Below are 15,392 nucleotides of genomic sequence, written 5' to 3'. Positions count from 1 at the left end.
AACACGGCATCAACCCCCTCACCGCCCTACGCGACCTCTTCGCCGGACGGTCATGGATGCTGCCCACAACCAGCTGAAACCCCTAAACAGTTACCCTTCCTGGGCCGGAAGTTGGCCTGGAGTCAGCCCAACTTCCTGTACTCACCCCTTGCCACAGAGGACATGAAGGGGCGTCTGTCGTCAGACGGGCGGGAGCGGTTCGGAGCGCCCCCAGGCCGTCACCGAGACTGTCCGGACTGCACAAAGCGCGTGCGCCTGGGGCAACCCCAACAGGGCAGCTGACCAACCGTTACTTGCACCCTCGCTGCACGATTGGCCACCAAATGGCCACCAAGACGCGCGTCGCAACTCCGGACAGAGCTGCCCAAAGCCACAAACACTCAGGTCACAGCGGCGCGATAGAAAATGAGGACTGTCAGTGAACCGCAGACCTACGCATTGCGATGCGTAGAGCGCGAGCGCCGTTTCGCCCAAATCCCAAGGTCAACGAAACGTAGAAACCCCAGGTCAGATGTTTGACCTGGGGTTTCCCATGGGGCCGCCTTCGGGATTCGAACCCGAGACCTACGCATTACGAGTGCGTTGCTCTGGCCAGCTGAGCTAAGGCGGCCTGCGGACATCGCAGTGCGGTGCGTCGCGCGGATCAGTCTACATGGCTGAAGCAGGTGCTCAACGACAGGTCTTCCCAGCCTCAGGGACCTTGTTTTCAACGAGGTAGGAGATCACCGCGTCGTCCACACACGAGCTCCCGCGGCCGAAGGCCGTGTGGCCGTCGCCGTCGTACGTCAGCAGGTGCCCGGAGGACAACTGGGCCGCCAACCCCTGCGCCCAGGAGTACGGCGTAGCCGGGTCCCGAGTGGTCCCTACGACCAGGATCGGGGCGGCCCCGGGAGCAGTGATCTTGTGCGGCTCGCCGGTCGGCTTGACCGGCCACCGCGCGCAGGTCAGCCCGGACCAGGCCAGGTTGCGGCCGAAGGTGGGCGAGGCCTGGACGTACGCCGGAAGCCCGGTCTCCACCTCGGCGGGCGTGCGTGCGGCGGGCGGGCCGTCGAGGCAGTTGACTGCGGCGTTGGCGGACATCAGATTGCTGTACTCGCCGTCCCTGCCCCGTTCGTAGTACTGGTCGCTGAGGGCGAGCAGCGTCTTCCCGTCGCCACGCAACGCAGCCTGCAGTGCCCGGGTCAGTTCGGGCCACTGCTCCTTGGCGTACAGCGCCGAGATGATGCCGGTCGTGCCGATCGACTCGGTGACCTGGCGCTTGTCGTCACCGGGCAGCGGCTTGGCGTCGAGTTGCCTGAGGAACTCCTGAATCCGCCGGACGGCCGCCGCGCGGTCCGCGCCGAGGAAGCAGTTCCCGGCGGCCACGCAGTTGTCGGCGTACGCGCCGAGTGCGGTCTCGAAGCCCCCGGCCTGGATCCGGTTGGCGATGTCGGCGGGTTCGCTGGGGTCGACGGCGCCGTCCAGGACGAGGCGGCCCACCCGCTGCGGGAACAGCCCGGCGTAGGTCGCGCCGAGGAAGGTGCCGTACGAGGCGCCCAGGTAGTTCAGCTTGTCGTCGCCGAGAGCGGCCCGCAGCAGGTCCATGTCCTTGGCCGCGTCCACCGTGCTGACGTGGCTGAGCAGCGCGCCTGAGCCAGCCGCGCAGGCTTTCCCGAAGTCGGCGCCGGCGTCGACTGCGGCCTGTTCCTCCGGCGGGTTGTCCGGCGTCATGTCGATCTGGGTGTACGCGTCCATCGCGGGGCCGTCGAGGCAGCGGACCGCGGTGCTGTTGCCGACGCCGCGTGGGTCGAAGCCGACGATGTCGTACCGCTCGCGAAGCTTGTTCGAGAACGTCTGCGCGGCGTATCTCGCGTAGTCGATGCCGGAGCCGCCGGGCCCGCCCGGGTTGAGCACCAGGGAGCCGAGCCGCTCAGCCTTGCCCGCGGCCTGCTTGCGCAGCACGGCGAGCTTGATCTTCTCGCCGTCCGGCTGCGTGTGGTCGAGGGGCACGTTGAGCACGCCGCACTGGAAGCCGCTCTCGCAGCCCCGCCATTTGATCGGTGAGACCGCCGCACCGGTGTCCTTGACGGTGTCCGTGTGCTTGCTGCCGCCGTCGCCGTTGGCGTTGCAGCCGGTGAGCAGCAGCGCCGTGACGGCGGCCACCCCGGCGGCGCTGTGCCGCAGCCTGCGCCGCACCGGAGAACGGTAGGAACCACCGCTGGCTGTGCCCGCCGTCATCCGCACCCGTCACTCCTTCGCCCGTCGGGCCATCGTCGCCAAAAACGGCGAGCCCAAGAACCGCGTTCCAGGATCCGCCCTCCGACCTTAGCCGGAAGTGCTTTCAGCGGGAGATCACCAGATCGTGTCAGCTGACCAGTCATCCCGTTCCGCTGCTGCGACCCGTGCTCGCCGGGGTCCGTCCGCCGGGGTTCTGGCTGCTTCCGTTCCGCGTACGCGACGACGATGCCGACGGTGTGCCCGACTTCGTACCACCCGGCAGGGTCGACGGGACAGCCGTCGGACCCGGCGGGGGCGTCACAGGAACAGACGGCGCGACTACTCCGGTGTCGACGACGCGGGTGGTCTGGCTGCCGTCGTCCTCAACGATGCCGTCATAGGCGAAGGCGCCGCCCACTGCGACAGCGGCCAAGGTCACAGTCACGACCCCGACCCCCAAGGGCGTACGGATTGCCCGTCTGCGGGTCGGCTCAGGCCGCACCGCCGCCGGAAGCGTCCGGGCCGGTACGGGTTTCACCGCAGCGGGCGCTTCGACTGCGCTGACCGGGTTCAACGGCGGATCTTCCCCGAGAACCACGTCCTCCCGGTGGACTGCGGTGACCGCAGTGACCGCAGTGACCGCAGTGACCGCAGTGACCTCGTAGGCCGCGGTGACCTCGTAGGCCGCGCCGTCCGCCGACGCCGCCCGGGACCTGCCGCGCAACCACACCGCGACGGCTCCCAACGCCGCCACGGCCAGCAGGACCTTCAGCATCTTCCCGCGCGACGAACCCACCCCGTACACCCCGTTCTTCTTGTCTTGATCTTTCAACGAGACCGGCCCGGCAGAGGCACGATCCCGGCAAAACTCTCCCATACGCCGTGCGGCGGATCGTTGGAGGTTCCACCCGGAACCCTTTTGGCGTACGGAAGTTCATCCGCCGAACGGGCTGCTAGACGGTGCGCAGGGACAATGCCATCGCCTCGACGGCGAGCAGCGGGGCGACGTTCGCCTCGATCGCCGTGCGGCAGTGCAGGATCGACTCGATGCGGCGCAGCGTCGTCTCCGGAGTCGTCGATCCGGCGAGCCGGCCGATGACCGCGCGCTGGTCCTCGTTGTCGAGCGCGACCCCGGCTCCCAGTTGCACGGCGAGAATGTCGCGGTAGTACGCGGCGAGGTCGATCAGGGCACGGTCGAGGCTGTCGCGCTGGGTCCTGGTGGCGCGTTTCTTCTGTTTGTTCTCCAGGTCTTTGACCACACCTGCGGTGCCGGACGGCATCCGGGCTCCGGAGCCGCCGCCGAGTGCGGTCTTGAGCTCCTCGGTCTCGCGGGCGTCGGTCCCCGTTGTGTACTCCTTGGCCTCTTCGGACGCGACGTCGATGAGGCGTTGGGCGGCGGCCATGCAGGCGCCTATATCGGTGAGTCCGGCCGGGAGCCCGACGACTTCCGCGCGGCGGGCCCGGACCTGGTCGTCGGTGGCCAGGAGGCGCGCGCGGTCGATGTTGCCACCCGAGGCGCGGGCCGCGTAGATCGCCATGCCGGGTTCGATGCCGTCCCGTCGGACGAGCAGGTCGGCGACCGCTTCGGGGGCGGGTGTGCGCAGCGCCAGGTGGCGGCAGCGGGAGCGGATGGTGGGCAGCGCGTCGTCGAGGGACGGTGCGCACAGGATCCACACCGTACGTTCGGCTGGTTCTTCGATGGCTTTGAGCAGGACGTTGCCCGCGCCTTCGGTCAGCCGGTCGGCGTCTTCGAGGATGATGACCTGCCAGCGGCCGCCGGCCGGGGACATGACTGCGGCGCGGACGAGCGCCCGGGTCTCCTTCACGCCGAGCGAGAGCACCTGGGTGCTGACGATGTCGACGTCGGCGTGGGTGCCGGCCAGCGCGGTGTGGCAGCCCTCGCAGTGGCCACAGCCCGGTTCGCCGCCGAGCGCGAGGTCGGGGCTGACGCACAGGAGCGCGGCGGCGAAGGCGCGCGCCGCGGTGCCCTGCCCGGATCCTGGCGGCCCGGTGAGCAGCCAGGCGTGGGTCATCCCGCTGGCCTGTTCACCGCGGAGCTGGGCCTGGGCCGCGGCCGCGGCGGTGCTCAGCTGGGCGATGACGCGGTCCTGGCCGACGAGGTCGTCCCACACCGTCACGTGCGCCCTGCCTTTGTTCGGACTTCAGCCTGATGGCCTTGCTTGAGGAACGTTAACGGGTAACCCGGACATTGGACGACGTGATCGTTGTGTGCGCGGAGGGGGCAAAACCGCCACTCCGCGCACACGACGGTCAAGTTGTCAGCTTTTCCGCCAACGCCCGCCGCGCTTCTTGTCCGGCTCGTCCGGCTCTTCCGCTGGCTCAGGCTCTGCGGCGGGGGCCGCAGCGACCACGGGCATTATCTGCGTCGCCCCGGCAGCCTCCAGTTCGGCGAGCGAGACCCGTGGGATCTCCCGGGTGTCGCTCTCTGACGCTGCGGCCGCCGGTCGCCGGACCATCGGGACCTCGGCGGTGTTCGACTCCGCGTCACCCGCGGCCAGCCGCCCGCGGCGCTGGGCGTCGGCGCGGCGCAGCGCGTCGCGGACTTCCCGGGGCACCTCGATGGTGGCGTCCTCCGGCGGCACGGGGCCGCGTGGCCCGATCCCGGCCATCCGGTTTCCGCCGGCCGTCAAGCGGCCCTTCGCCCGGGTGCCGGCCGTACGGTCGCCGTTTCCTGACGTGCCCGCCGCATCGGCCTGGACCGGGGGGACGCCCCGCACGGGGGTTTCCAGCGTGGCCGACTCGTCGGGCCCGCCGGTCTCCACGGCCAGTGCGGCGGCTTCCTTTGCTGCCCGCGCCCGGGTGGTGGCCGCGGCGGCGGACGCCTTCCTGGTGCCCTCCTCGGCGCGTTCGCGGTCAGCCTCGGCCCTGTGCAGGGCCTCCTCGGCCTGGCGGCGCTCCTCCGCGCGGCGCTGGGCGGCCTCTTCGGCCTTCTGCTGCTCGGCGTGCATGCGGGCGCTCTCCGCGACGCCCTCGCGCTTGAGTCTGGCGCGTTCGGCCTCGGCCGTACGGCGGTTCTCCTCGGCGGCCTTGCGCTCCTCCACGGCGACGACCCTGGCCCGCTCGGCCTGCAGCGCGGCGACCTCCTGCATGCGCTTGTGCTGGTCGTCGCGGCGGACGGTTTCCTCGGCGGCCCGCTCGGCCGCTTCCTCCGCCCGCCGGGTGGCCTCTTCGGCCAGGCGCTTCTGCTCGGCGGCACGGGCCTTCATGTCGGCTTCGAGGCGCTTGCGGTCCTCGTCGGCCTTGACCCGGGCGTCCTCGGCTGCCTTGGCCGCTGCGGCGGCGCGGCGGCGCTGCTCTTCGGCCTTGGCGCGGAGTTCGAGTTCGACGCGGTTGCGCTCGTCCTCCTCCAGTTGCGCGGCCTCCTGGACGAGCCTGGCTTCCTCGGCCTGCCGCTGCCGGTCTTCGCTCTCGGCCCGCAGGCGGGCGATGAGGGCGGCCTTCTCGGCGTCGCGGCGTTTCTGCTCGGCCTTGCGGAGCTCCTCCTCCTCGCGCATCCGGCGGGCGAGCTCGGCGGCCTGCCGGGTCTCCTGCTCGGACAGCGGGAGCTCCCGGTCGAGCCGGTGCCGGATGACGGTGGTGACGCTGTCCGGGGCCTGGGCGGCGTCCACGACCACGTAGCGGTCGGGGTCGAGTGCGGCCAGGTCGAGGAAGGCGTTGCGGATGCGGCGGTGGAACTCGACCGGCTCGGCCTCGATGCGGTCGGGGGCCTCGGTGAACCTGGCGTGGCCGAGCTCGGGGTCGAGGTCCAGCAGCACGGTCAGGTCGGGGCGCAGGCCGTCGGCGGCCCACCGGGACATCCGGCTGATCTCGCGTGTGCCCAGCTGCCGCCCGGCACCCTGGTAGGCGACCGAGGAGTCGATGTAGCGGTCGGTGATGACGATCGCGCCGCGCTCCAGGGCGGGGATGATCACCTTTTCGACGTGCTCGGCGCGGTCCGCGCCGAACATCATCGCCTCGGCGCGCGGGCTGATCGAAGCGCCGGAGGAGTTCTTGATGTCCAGGAGGAGCGCGCGCAGCTGCTTGCCGAGCACAGTGGCCCCGGGCTCACGGGTGACCACGACCTCGTGCCCCTTGGCCCGTATCCACGAGGCGATCGCTTCGACCTGGGTGGACTTGCCGGCGCCTTCGCCGCCCTCCAGGGCGAGGAAGAAGCCCTTGGCCCCGGCCGGGCGGCCGGTGACGTGGTCCTCGTTGCGGGACGCCGCGATGAGGTCGCGGACGACCCCCGTGCCCCGCCGGTCGTCGACGGCGCGCAGCACGAGCCAGCCGAGCAGCATGACGAGCAGGCCGGTGGCGGCCAGGGTCAGCGCGGCACCGTTATAGCGGAAGGTGAAGGCTCCGTCGTTGACGGTCCATTTGTGGCGGCCGAGGAATCCGGCGGCGACCGGGGCGGCGGCCAGTGCCAGCAGCAGGAAGAAGCGGACGAGCGTCTGGGCGAAGGCGAAGGCCTTACCGCGTAGCTCCTCACCGAGGTCCAGGCCGAACATCGTGTAGCCGGTGACCCAGGCCACTCCGGCGCAGGTGCCGACCAGGGCCGACAGGACGACGACGACCACGATGTTGGCGGTCACGGCGAGGATCGTCAGGATCAGGCCCGCGAAGATCACCGAGAGGCCGTACAGGCGGCGGCGGCTGAAGGCCGGGACGAACCGCGGTCCCCACAGCATGCCCGCGGCGACACCGCTGAGCAGCGCCAGGAAGACCATGCCGTACGCGGCGTTCCCGGCGGCCAGGTCGACGGCGAGCAGCGGGGACAGCGCGATGAGCGCGCCGCCGCCGAGGAACAGGGCGATCATGCCGAGGATCAGCCCGCGGGCTGTGCGGCCGTGGCCCAGGACCCGGCGGGCGTTGGTGAAGAAGCCGGTGGAGACGGGGCGGCGGGTGCTCAGCGACCGGCCGCGCGAGGGCATCCGGATCAGGAACGCGAACGCGGCGGCGATCAGGTGGACCAGCGCCGCGAGGTAGAGCGCGAGGTTGGACGGGTGCTCGGCGAAGAGCGACACCGACGGCGCGAGGACCCGGGTGAGCAGCGCGGTCAGGATGAACAGCAGCGCCGCGACGGGTGCCGCCGCGTAGCCGGTGACCAGGTTGAACTGGGCGGCGGTGGCCAGGCGTTGACGTGGCACCAGGTTCGGCAGGGTGGCGTCCCTGGCCGGGTTGTAGAACGACCCGGCGATGCCGCCGACCGCGGCGACGACCCACACCCACCAGAGTTTGTCGACGAAGGGCACGGAGACGATCAGTGCGGCGCGGACCACTTCGGCGACGGTCATCGTCCAGCGGCGGTTGAGGTGGTCGACCACCGCTCCGGCCAGCGGCGAGATCAGTGCGGCGGGCAGCAGCCGCAGCACGAACACGGCGGCCAGTGCGACGGCGTGGTCGCGGTAGTCGCCGTCGACCATCCACATCGCGGCGGAACTCAGTGCGAGCAGGCCGATCCACTCGCCCAGTGAGGATGCGGCGACCGATCCCCACAGTCGGCGGTACGGCCTGATCTTCAGCACACCGGACACTCCTAGCACCGCCTCGGCCTGGTGTGGCGGTATCACTGCCTCGGGCGATTGCGGCTCGTCGGCGTGGCTCATGTGGCCCAGCCTATCCGGAGGTGCGGACAAGAAAACGGCGGTGATCGCCCCAGGTGGACACCTGGGGCGATCACCGCCGTTTAAAGTCCGTACGTTTCCGTACACATCCACGGACGGAACCGACCACTGCTCAGGAAACGAGCCGACTACTACTCAGCAGTAGCGGTCTTGTCCTCCGCCGCCGCGGCCTTCTTGGCCGCCGTGGCCTTGGTGGTGGTCTTCTCCACGGTCGTCTTCGCAGCCGTCGTCTTGGCGGCGGTCGTCTTCGCAGCCGTCGTCTTGGCGGCGGTCGTTTTCGCAGCCGTCGTCTTGGCCGCTGCGGTCTTCGTCGCTGCGGTCTTCGTCGCCGTAGCCTTCGTCGCCGTGGTCTTCTTGGCGGCCGCCTTTTTCACGGTCGCCTTCTTGGCCGGGGCCTTCTTCGCCACGGCCTTCTTCTTCACCGGGCCCTTGGCGCGCTTCTCGGCCAGGAGTTCGAAACCGCGCTCGGGGGTGATGTCCTCGACGCTGTCGCCGGAGCGGAGCGTCGCGTTGGTCTCCCCGTCGGTCACGTACGGGCCGAAGCGGCCTTCCTTGACCACAACGGGCTTCTCGCTGACCGGGTCGTTGCCGAGTTCCTTCAGCGGCGGTTTGGCCGCGGCCCGGCCGCGCTGCTTGGGCTGGGCGTACAGCGCAAGCGCCTCCTCCAGGTTCACCGTGAAGATCTGCTCTTCGTCGGTGAGCGACCGGGAGTCGGTGCCCTTCTTGAGGTACGGGCCGAACTTGCCGTTCTGCGCGGTGATCTCGCCGTTGTCCGACGGGTCGATGCCGACCGTGCGCGGCAGTGTGAGCAGCCGCAGCGCGTCTTCGAGCGTGACCGTGTCGAGCGCCATCGTCTTGAACAGCGACCCGGTGCGCGGCTTGGCGCTCTTGGGTGCGCCCTCGGGCAGCGTCTCCGTGACATACGGGCCGTACCGGCCGTCCTTCGCGATGATCGCGTTGCCGGTGACCGGGTCGTTGCCGAGCGGGAAGTCGCCGCTGGGCTTGGCCAGCAGTTCCTCGGCGGCCTCGGCGGTCAGTTCGTCGGGCGGCGTCTCGTCGGGCACGTTGGCCCGCGCTCCGTCGCGTTCGACGTACGGGCCGTACCGGCCGACGCGCAGCACGATCTCGTTGCCGATCGGGAAGGAGTTGACCTCCCGGGCGTCGATGTCGCCGAGGTCGGTGACCAGCTCCTTGAGGCCGCCGAGCGGGTCTCCGACCGCGTGGTTCTCGCCGAAGTAGAACCGGCGCAGCCACGGCACGGAGTCCGCCTCGCCCCGCGCGATGCGGTCGAGGTCGTCCTCCATCTTCGCGGTGAAGTCGTAGTCGACGAGCCGGCCGAAGTGCTTCTCCAGGAGACCGACCACGGCGAACGCCAGGAAGGACGGCACCAGGGCGGTGCCCTTCTTGAAGACGTAGCCACGGTCGAGGATCGTCCCGATGATCGAGGCGTACGTGGACGGGCGCCCGATTTCGCGCTCTTCCAGTTCCTTGACCAGGGAGGCCTCGGTGTAGCGGGCCGGCGGCTTGGTCGCGTGGCCTTCGGGGTCGAGCTCAAGGGCTTTGAGCGCGTCGCCCTGGGCGACTGCGGGCAGCCGCTTCTCGCGGTCGTCGAGTTCGGCGTCCGGGTCGTCGGAGCCTTCGACGTACGCCTTCATGAAGCCGTGGAAGGTGATGATCTTGCCGGTCGCGGAGAACTCGGCGTCCCGGCCGTCGCTGGCCGTACCGGCGACCTTGACCGTCACGGACTGGCCGGCCGCGTCCTTCATCTGCGAGGCGACAGTGCGCTTCCAGATCAGGTCGTACAAACGGAACTCGTCACCGGCGAGGCTGGTCTCGGCGGGCGTGCGGAAGCGGTCCCCGGAGGGGCGGATCGCCTCGTGCGCCTCCTGGGCGTTCTTGACCTTGCCGGCGTAGACGCGCGGCTTCTCGGGCAGGTAGTCCGCCCCGTACAGTTCCCTGACCTGCGCCCGGGCCGCGGTCAGCGCGGTCTCGGAGAGGGTCGTGGAGTCTGTACGCATGTACGTGATGAAGCCGTTCTCGTACAGCTTCTGGGCGACCTGCATGGTGCGCTTGGCACCGAAGCCCATCTTGCGCGAGGCCTCCTGCTGGAGGGTCGTCGTGCGGAAGGGCGCGTACGGCGAGCGGCGGTACGGCTTGGACTCGACGCTGCGGACCGCGAACGCGGTGGTCTGGAGCGCGGCGACCAGGGCGCGGGCTCCGGCCTCGTCCAAGTGCAGGACGTCGGCGTTCTTGAGCTTGCCGACCTGGCTGAAGTCACGGCCGCTGGCGACACGCTTGCCGTCGACGTTGACCAGGCGGGCGCCGAACTGCGCCGGGTTCGCAGCGTCACCGGCGTGGCCGGTGCCGAAGACACCGTTCACGTCCCAGTACGAAGCCGACCCGAACGCGATGCGCTCACGTTCCTTCTCGACCACCATGCGGGTGGCCACCGACTGGACACGACCGGCGGACAGCCGGGGCATGACCTTCTTCCACAGGACCGGGCTGACCTCGTAGCCGTACAGGCGGTCGAGGATGCGGCGGGTCTCCTGGGCGTCGACCAGGCGCTGGTTGATTTCGCGGGTGTCGGCGACGGCCGCCTGGATCGCCTTCTTGGTGATCTCGTGGAACACCATGCGCTTGACCGGGACCTTGGGCTTGAGGATCTCCATGAGGTGCCAGGCGATGGCTTCCCCCTCGCGGTCCTCATCAGTGGCCAGGTAGAGCTCGTCGGCGTCCTTCAGGAGCTTCTTGAGCTTCGCGACCTGGGCTTTCTTGTCCGCGTTGACGACGTAGATGGGCTCGAAGTCCGCATCGACGTTGACACCCAGGCGGGCCCAGGGCTGGCCCTTGTACTCAGCGGGGACCTCGGCGGCGCCGTTGGGCAGGTCGCGGATGTGCCCGACGCTGGCCTCAACCACGTACCCGGGGCCGAGGTAGCCCTTGATCGTCTTCGCCTTGGCAGGCGACTCGACAATGACGAGTCGATTGCCTACGGGCGTGGTCTCGCTGCTCGGGGACACCTTCGCTCTTCTCTCCAGGTCGTCGCTTCGGCCGTGGTGATCGACTTCTGCCGGGCTTCGTTGGGTCTGTGTGGGGTTCCGCACGGGTTCTGCGTTGGTTCCGTCAGTCGTCGGTGCGCTCGGTGTACTCCTGAGCACATTCGACGCTTTCGACGCAGTGGATGCAATCGACGCGCTCAAAGCGCACCGGAGTACTCCGGACAGCACTGCCGTGTGGCGGAGTGTGACCGTACCGCAGCCCCGTGTGTCAAACCGGATCAAGCCGCGACACGGCGGGCCGGTCTGTTTCCACTCGGAACGGTAACGCGCCGGGAACGGTTCCCGCTTCCGGGGGCGATACCCACGCAATACCCGGCAGGCCGCAAGCCTCCCCCCGGACGGAACGGTGAACAGTACACCTTGAATGATTAGCCGGGTTAAGTATTCTGCTGATACTGCGTCAGATGCCAGGTCGACGCTCGGGCGGGCGGGGACAGACCATGGAAACGACAGCGACACCTGCGATCCCTGTACGGGACACCGAAGCCGCGAGACAGATCCGCACGGTTTTCACCGGCGTCCTCATCGCCATGTTCGTCGCGGCACTGGCCAGCACCATCGTCACCACCGGACTCCCGGCGATCACCGGGGACCTCGGCGGGATGGACAAGATCTCCTGGGTGGTCGCCGCACACCTGCTCGCCAACGCCGCAACCACGCCGTTATGGGGGAAACTATCCGATCTGTACGGGCGTAAACCGCTACTCCTGACGGCCATCGCCGCGTTCACCCTGGGCACTGCGCTGTGCGGCCTGTCGCAGAACATCGGCCAGCTCATCGGTTTCCGCGCCGTCCAGGGGCTGGGCGTGGGCGGCATGATCACCATGTCCCAGGCGGTCATCGGCGACCTGATCCCGCCGATCGAGCGGGGCCGCTACCAGGGCTGGATCGGCGGCACCTTCGCCGGCGCGACCGCCCTGGGCCCACTGCTCGGCGGCGCGCTCACCGACGGCGCCGGCTGGCGCTGGTGCTTCTGGATCTGCCTGCCGTTCACCGCGGTGGCCTTTGCCGTGATCCAGCGCGGCCTGACGCTAGAGACCCGCCGTACGAACGTCTCCGTGGACTATTTCGGCGCAGCCCTGCTGACCAGCGGTGTGAGCGCCCTGCTGCTCCTGGTCTCCCTCGGCGGCAAGCAGTTCGCCTGGGCCTCGGGTCAGGCGTACGCCCTCGGTCTTGCCGGAGTGATCCTGATCGCAGTCATGCTGTGGTGGGAGCGCCGCGCCGCCGACCCGATCCTGCCGCCCAGGCTGTTTCGCGACCGGACGTTCTGCGCGCTGTCCGCGGCGGCGTTCCTGATGGGCAGCGCGATGTACGCGTCGTTCGTCTACCTGCCGCAGTTCCTGCAACTCGGCCGGGGTTACTCGGCCACCGTGGCTGGCCTGCTCGTGCTGCCGTTCATCGCCGGGAACTTCACCGGCTCGATGGTGTCCGGGCGGCTGATATCGCGGACCGGCCGGGTCCGGCTGTTCCCGATGCTCGGCATGATCATGTCCGTCGTCTCGTCAGCACTGTTCGCCTGGTTGGTCCTGGACGCCGCGGTGACGGCCCTGTGGCCGGTGATGATCCTGGCGGGGCTCGGCATCGGCTTCACGTCGCAGGTGCTCATCCTGGCCGCGCAGGCGGGTGCGGAGAAGCGCGACATGGGTGTCGCGACCTCGTCGATCACGTTCTTCCGGACGCTCGGCGGCACGGTCTCCACCGCCGTGTTCGGCGTGATCATCACCCGCCGGTTCGACGCGACTATGCCCAGTGAGGTGACAAAACACCAGGTGGCAGCGGCTGACCTACCGGTCGGCGGGCTCAAGAACGCCTTGTCGGACCCCGAAAAGATCAGAGCGTACGTGCCGGGTCTGCGCGACGCGGTGCACGCGGCCTATTCACACGGCATGAGCTGGGTCTATCTGGCGGTGCTGCCCTGCGTGCTGCTGGGGCTGGTGGCGACCTTGGTGATGCGGGACCAGCGGCTGCCAGTGGCGGCAAAAGCCTGATTCGCCGACCACCGCTGGGATGATCCTGGACTTCGCGGGGCACCCGCTGCCCCGCGAAGTCCAGGATCGCGGCAAGCCGGCTAAGGGTGGACCTGCGCCGTCATGGACGCCTTGCGGTGTTCCTCCGGGAACTGCAGGAACCCGTCCGCGACAAGCCCCCGCAGCAGCTCAGGCACAGCGTCCCGCAGCCGTTCGGAGGACTCTCCGATCAGCTGGGCCACCGCGTCCACGATCTGCCCCGAGGTCAGCTGGCCGTCACTCGCCCCGGCCAGCGCCGCGCCCACCGTGTCGACCTTGTCGGCGCGCATCATGCCGCGCTGCTGGCGCAGCACGATGGTCTCCGGGTCCTCCGCGCCGGGACGGCCGAACTGCTCCTGGACGACACTGTCGGCCAGGGTGAAGGCGGTGTGCAGCAGATCGGCGTCGTCCATGGTGCGCAGCCGGTCCTGGCGGGTGAACCAGTCGTCGATCACCGGGCCGAGCGGCTGCTCGACGGTGTGCGGCCACTCCTCGATGTCCACCGTGGGGTTGTCCGCGCCGGACGCCCGCAGGGTGATCCAGCCGAAGCCGATGCCCTCCACGCCGTCCTGCTCGAAAGCGTCCAGCCACGCGTCGTACCGCTCCTGGTACTCGGCCCCGTGGTGGTCGCCGCCGTCCCGGAGCCACAGCTCGGCGTACTGCGCTGGGTCCTGGACCTCCCGCTGCACGATCCACGCGTCGCAGCCGGTGCCAGCCAGCCAGGTGTGCAGCCGGTCCTGCCAGTCCTGGCCCTTGACGTGCTGCCAGTTAGCGAGCAGTTGGAGGTGGCCGCCCTCGTTGAGGTGCCGGGGTGCCTCCGTGACGATGCGGCGGCAGATCTCGTCGCCGCCGAGGCCGCCGTCGCGGTAGGTGAACCGGCTCTTGGGCGAGATCACGAACGGTGGGTTGGAGACGATCAGGTCGAACTTCTCCGTCGCGACCGGTTCGAACAGGCTCCCCTCGGCCAGGCCGACGTTGTGCACATCGGACAGTTGCATCGTCAGCCGGGTGAAGTCGAGGGCCCGCCGGTTGACGTCGGTAGCGGTGACCGACTGCGCGTGCTGGGAGGCGTACAGCGCTTGGAGGCCTGACCCTGTGCCCAGGTCCAGGGCCCGGCCGACGGGCTTGCGCACGGTGATCCCGGCGAGCGTCGTGGTCGCGCCGCCGATGCCGAGCACGTGGTCCGGGCGGACCGGTCCTGTCACGCCGCCGATGCCGGTGCCCAGGTCGGAGACCACCCACCAGTCGGTGTCAGCCTCGCCGTACGGCCGGATGTCGACCTGCGCGCGGACCTCGTCGCCGTCCCGGACCAGGAGTTCCCCGGCCAGCGCGTCGTCCAGCGGCAGCGCCCGCTTGGCGTGCGCGTACGGCACCGCGGCCTGCAGCAGGAACAGCCGGATCAGCGTGGCCAGCGGGCCGTCATCCCCGGAAAGCTCCGCGCGGGCACGTCCCGCGGGGTTCGTCCGTGCTTCACGAACCCCTTCGGCCGTCGCCCTCGCTGCGCGCCCGGACTCTGGCCTGGGACCGCGCAACGCCCGTACGGCGGGCACGGTTTCGCTGCGCGAAAGGGCCGCGTACGCCTGGGGGCCGAGCGCGTCAAGCACACCGTCGACGGTGTACGCGGCGGCGGTCAGCGCCGCGCGCAGCCGCCCTACCTGGGTGGAGTCATGCATCGTCACACGGTCCATCCTGCCCGGTTCGTACGCCTATTACGAAGCCGGAGCGGCGCCGGCCACGGCAGGTTTCGGAGTCCCGTCCGAAGAGAGTGCGCCGTACGCCTCTTACGAAGCCGGCGGAGTGCTGGCCGGCGGAGCACTCGGCGTCGCACCGGGAGTCGCGCCCGTCGACGGTGCTGCCACCGGCGGCAGCGGCCGGCAGCCCGGCACTGACGCCAGCGCCGCGCCCAGCGCGCCCTGGTGCAGTTTCTTCAGCGCGGCCTCGGCGTTGCCGCCCGCCATCCCCAGGTCGGGGGCGAGGGTGCGCAACTGCTCGGCGAACTTGCCCTGGTTGTCGACGGGCAGTGTGTCGACGCGGCCCTTGAGGTCGTTCCAGCCGACGGCCGAGGCGCGCAGCGCCTCGATGGCGTCCGTACGGAGCTTGGGCCCGTCGGCGACCTGCGGGTCGCCGGCCTTCTCCAGGGCTGCGACCAGGACGGTGTCGGCGTTCGCGAGCGCGGTGACGTCGGCGCTCAGCCGGGTGCGGACCGCGTCGGGCTTCTCACCCGGGATCACCTTGAGTACGTCGGCCAGTGCGGTGTCGGACGCCTTGATGCCGTCGGCGACCTCAGCGGAGCACACCTGCTGGGCCCAGGCTGAACGCGCCGTCGACTGCGACGCCTGGACCTGTTGGGCCTTCTTTTTGTCGGCCTTGTCGTCGCCGCCTCCACAGGCGGTGAGCGCGAAGGACAGGGCGAGGACGGGAACCATCAAGATCTTTTTGTTCACACGTACGAGTTTCACAGTTCTGTGCGTACGGGGCACGCCGGACGTCCGGCGTACCCCGTA

General features: G+C 69.7%; 8 protein-coding genes and 1 tRNA gene. 1 reads left to right on the top strand and 8 read right to left on the bottom strand.

The features are described 5' to 3' along the window. Nucleotides 1–533: 533 nt before the first annotated feature. From AC0Z36_RS23985 to topA, 6 genes are all read right to left on the bottom strand, one after another. Nucleotides 534–610, bottom strand: a tRNA-Thr gene (locus tag AC0Z36_RS23985). A gap of 59 nt (nt 611–669) precedes the next feature. Next, nucleotides 670–2,217, bottom strand: a complete 1,548-nt coding sequence (locus AC0Z36_RS23980) for an alpha/beta hydrolase (RefSeq protein WP_485465097.1) — start codon at nt 2,215–2,217, stop codon at nt 670–672. A 139-nt stretch (nt 2,218–2,356) separates the two neighbouring features. Next, a complete protein-coding gene (locus tag AC0Z36_RS23975) occupies nt 2,357–2,992 on the bottom strand; it encodes a hypothetical protein (RefSeq protein ID WP_485465096.1) in 636 nt (211 codons plus the stop codon). 157 nt (nt 2,993–3,149) lie between these two features. After that, complete coding sequence (locus AC0Z36_RS23970; protein WP_485465095.1) at nt 3,150–4,334, bottom strand: DNA polymerase III subunit delta'; 1,185 nt, start codon at nt 4,332–4,334, stop codon at nt 3,150–3,152. A 141-nt stretch (nt 4,335–4,475) separates the two neighbouring features. Next, entirely contained in the window at nt 4,476–7,802 is a 3,327-nt protein-coding gene (gene tmk, locus AC0Z36_RS23965) for a dTMP kinase (protein ID WP_485465094.1), read from the bottom strand. A 149-nt stretch (nt 7,803–7,951) separates the two neighbouring features. Next, complete coding sequence (gene topA / locus AC0Z36_RS23960) at nt 7,952–10,843, bottom strand: type I DNA topoisomerase (RefSeq protein WP_485465093.1); 2,892 nt, start codon at nt 10,841–10,843, stop codon at nt 7,952–7,954. Between the two features lie 479 nt (nt 10,844–11,322). Here topA and AC0Z36_RS23955 point away from each other — a divergent pair, with 479 nt between their 5' ends. Then, nucleotides 11,323–12,870, top strand: a complete 1,548-nt coding sequence (locus tag AC0Z36_RS23955) for an MDR family MFS transporter (protein WP_485465092.1) — start codon at nt 11,323–11,325, stop codon at nt 12,868–12,870. Nucleotides 12,871–12,950: 80 nt separating this feature from the next. Here AC0Z36_RS23955 and AC0Z36_RS23950 read toward each other — a convergent pair whose 3' ends face one another. Both AC0Z36_RS23950 and AC0Z36_RS23945 read right to left on the bottom strand, forming a co-directional pair. Further along, nucleotides 12,951–14,576 (bottom strand): DUF7059 domain-containing protein, encoded by a 1,626-nt coding sequence (locus AC0Z36_RS23950; protein ID WP_485465091.1) that lies wholly within the window; start codon nt 14,574–14,576, stop codon nt 12,951–12,953. Between the two features lie 93 nt (nt 14,577–14,669). Beyond that, a complete protein-coding gene (locus AC0Z36_RS23945) occupies nt 14,670–15,332 on the bottom strand; it encodes a hypothetical protein (protein ID WP_485465090.1) in 663 nt (220 codons plus the stop codon). Nucleotides 15,333–15,392 lie beyond the last annotated feature (60 nt).

The organism is Kitasatospora sp. UYEF31 (assembly GCF_057291755.1).
The sequence above is the reverse complement of the archived record's forward strand: the minus strand, read 5'-3'. Positions and strand labels throughout refer to the sequence as shown.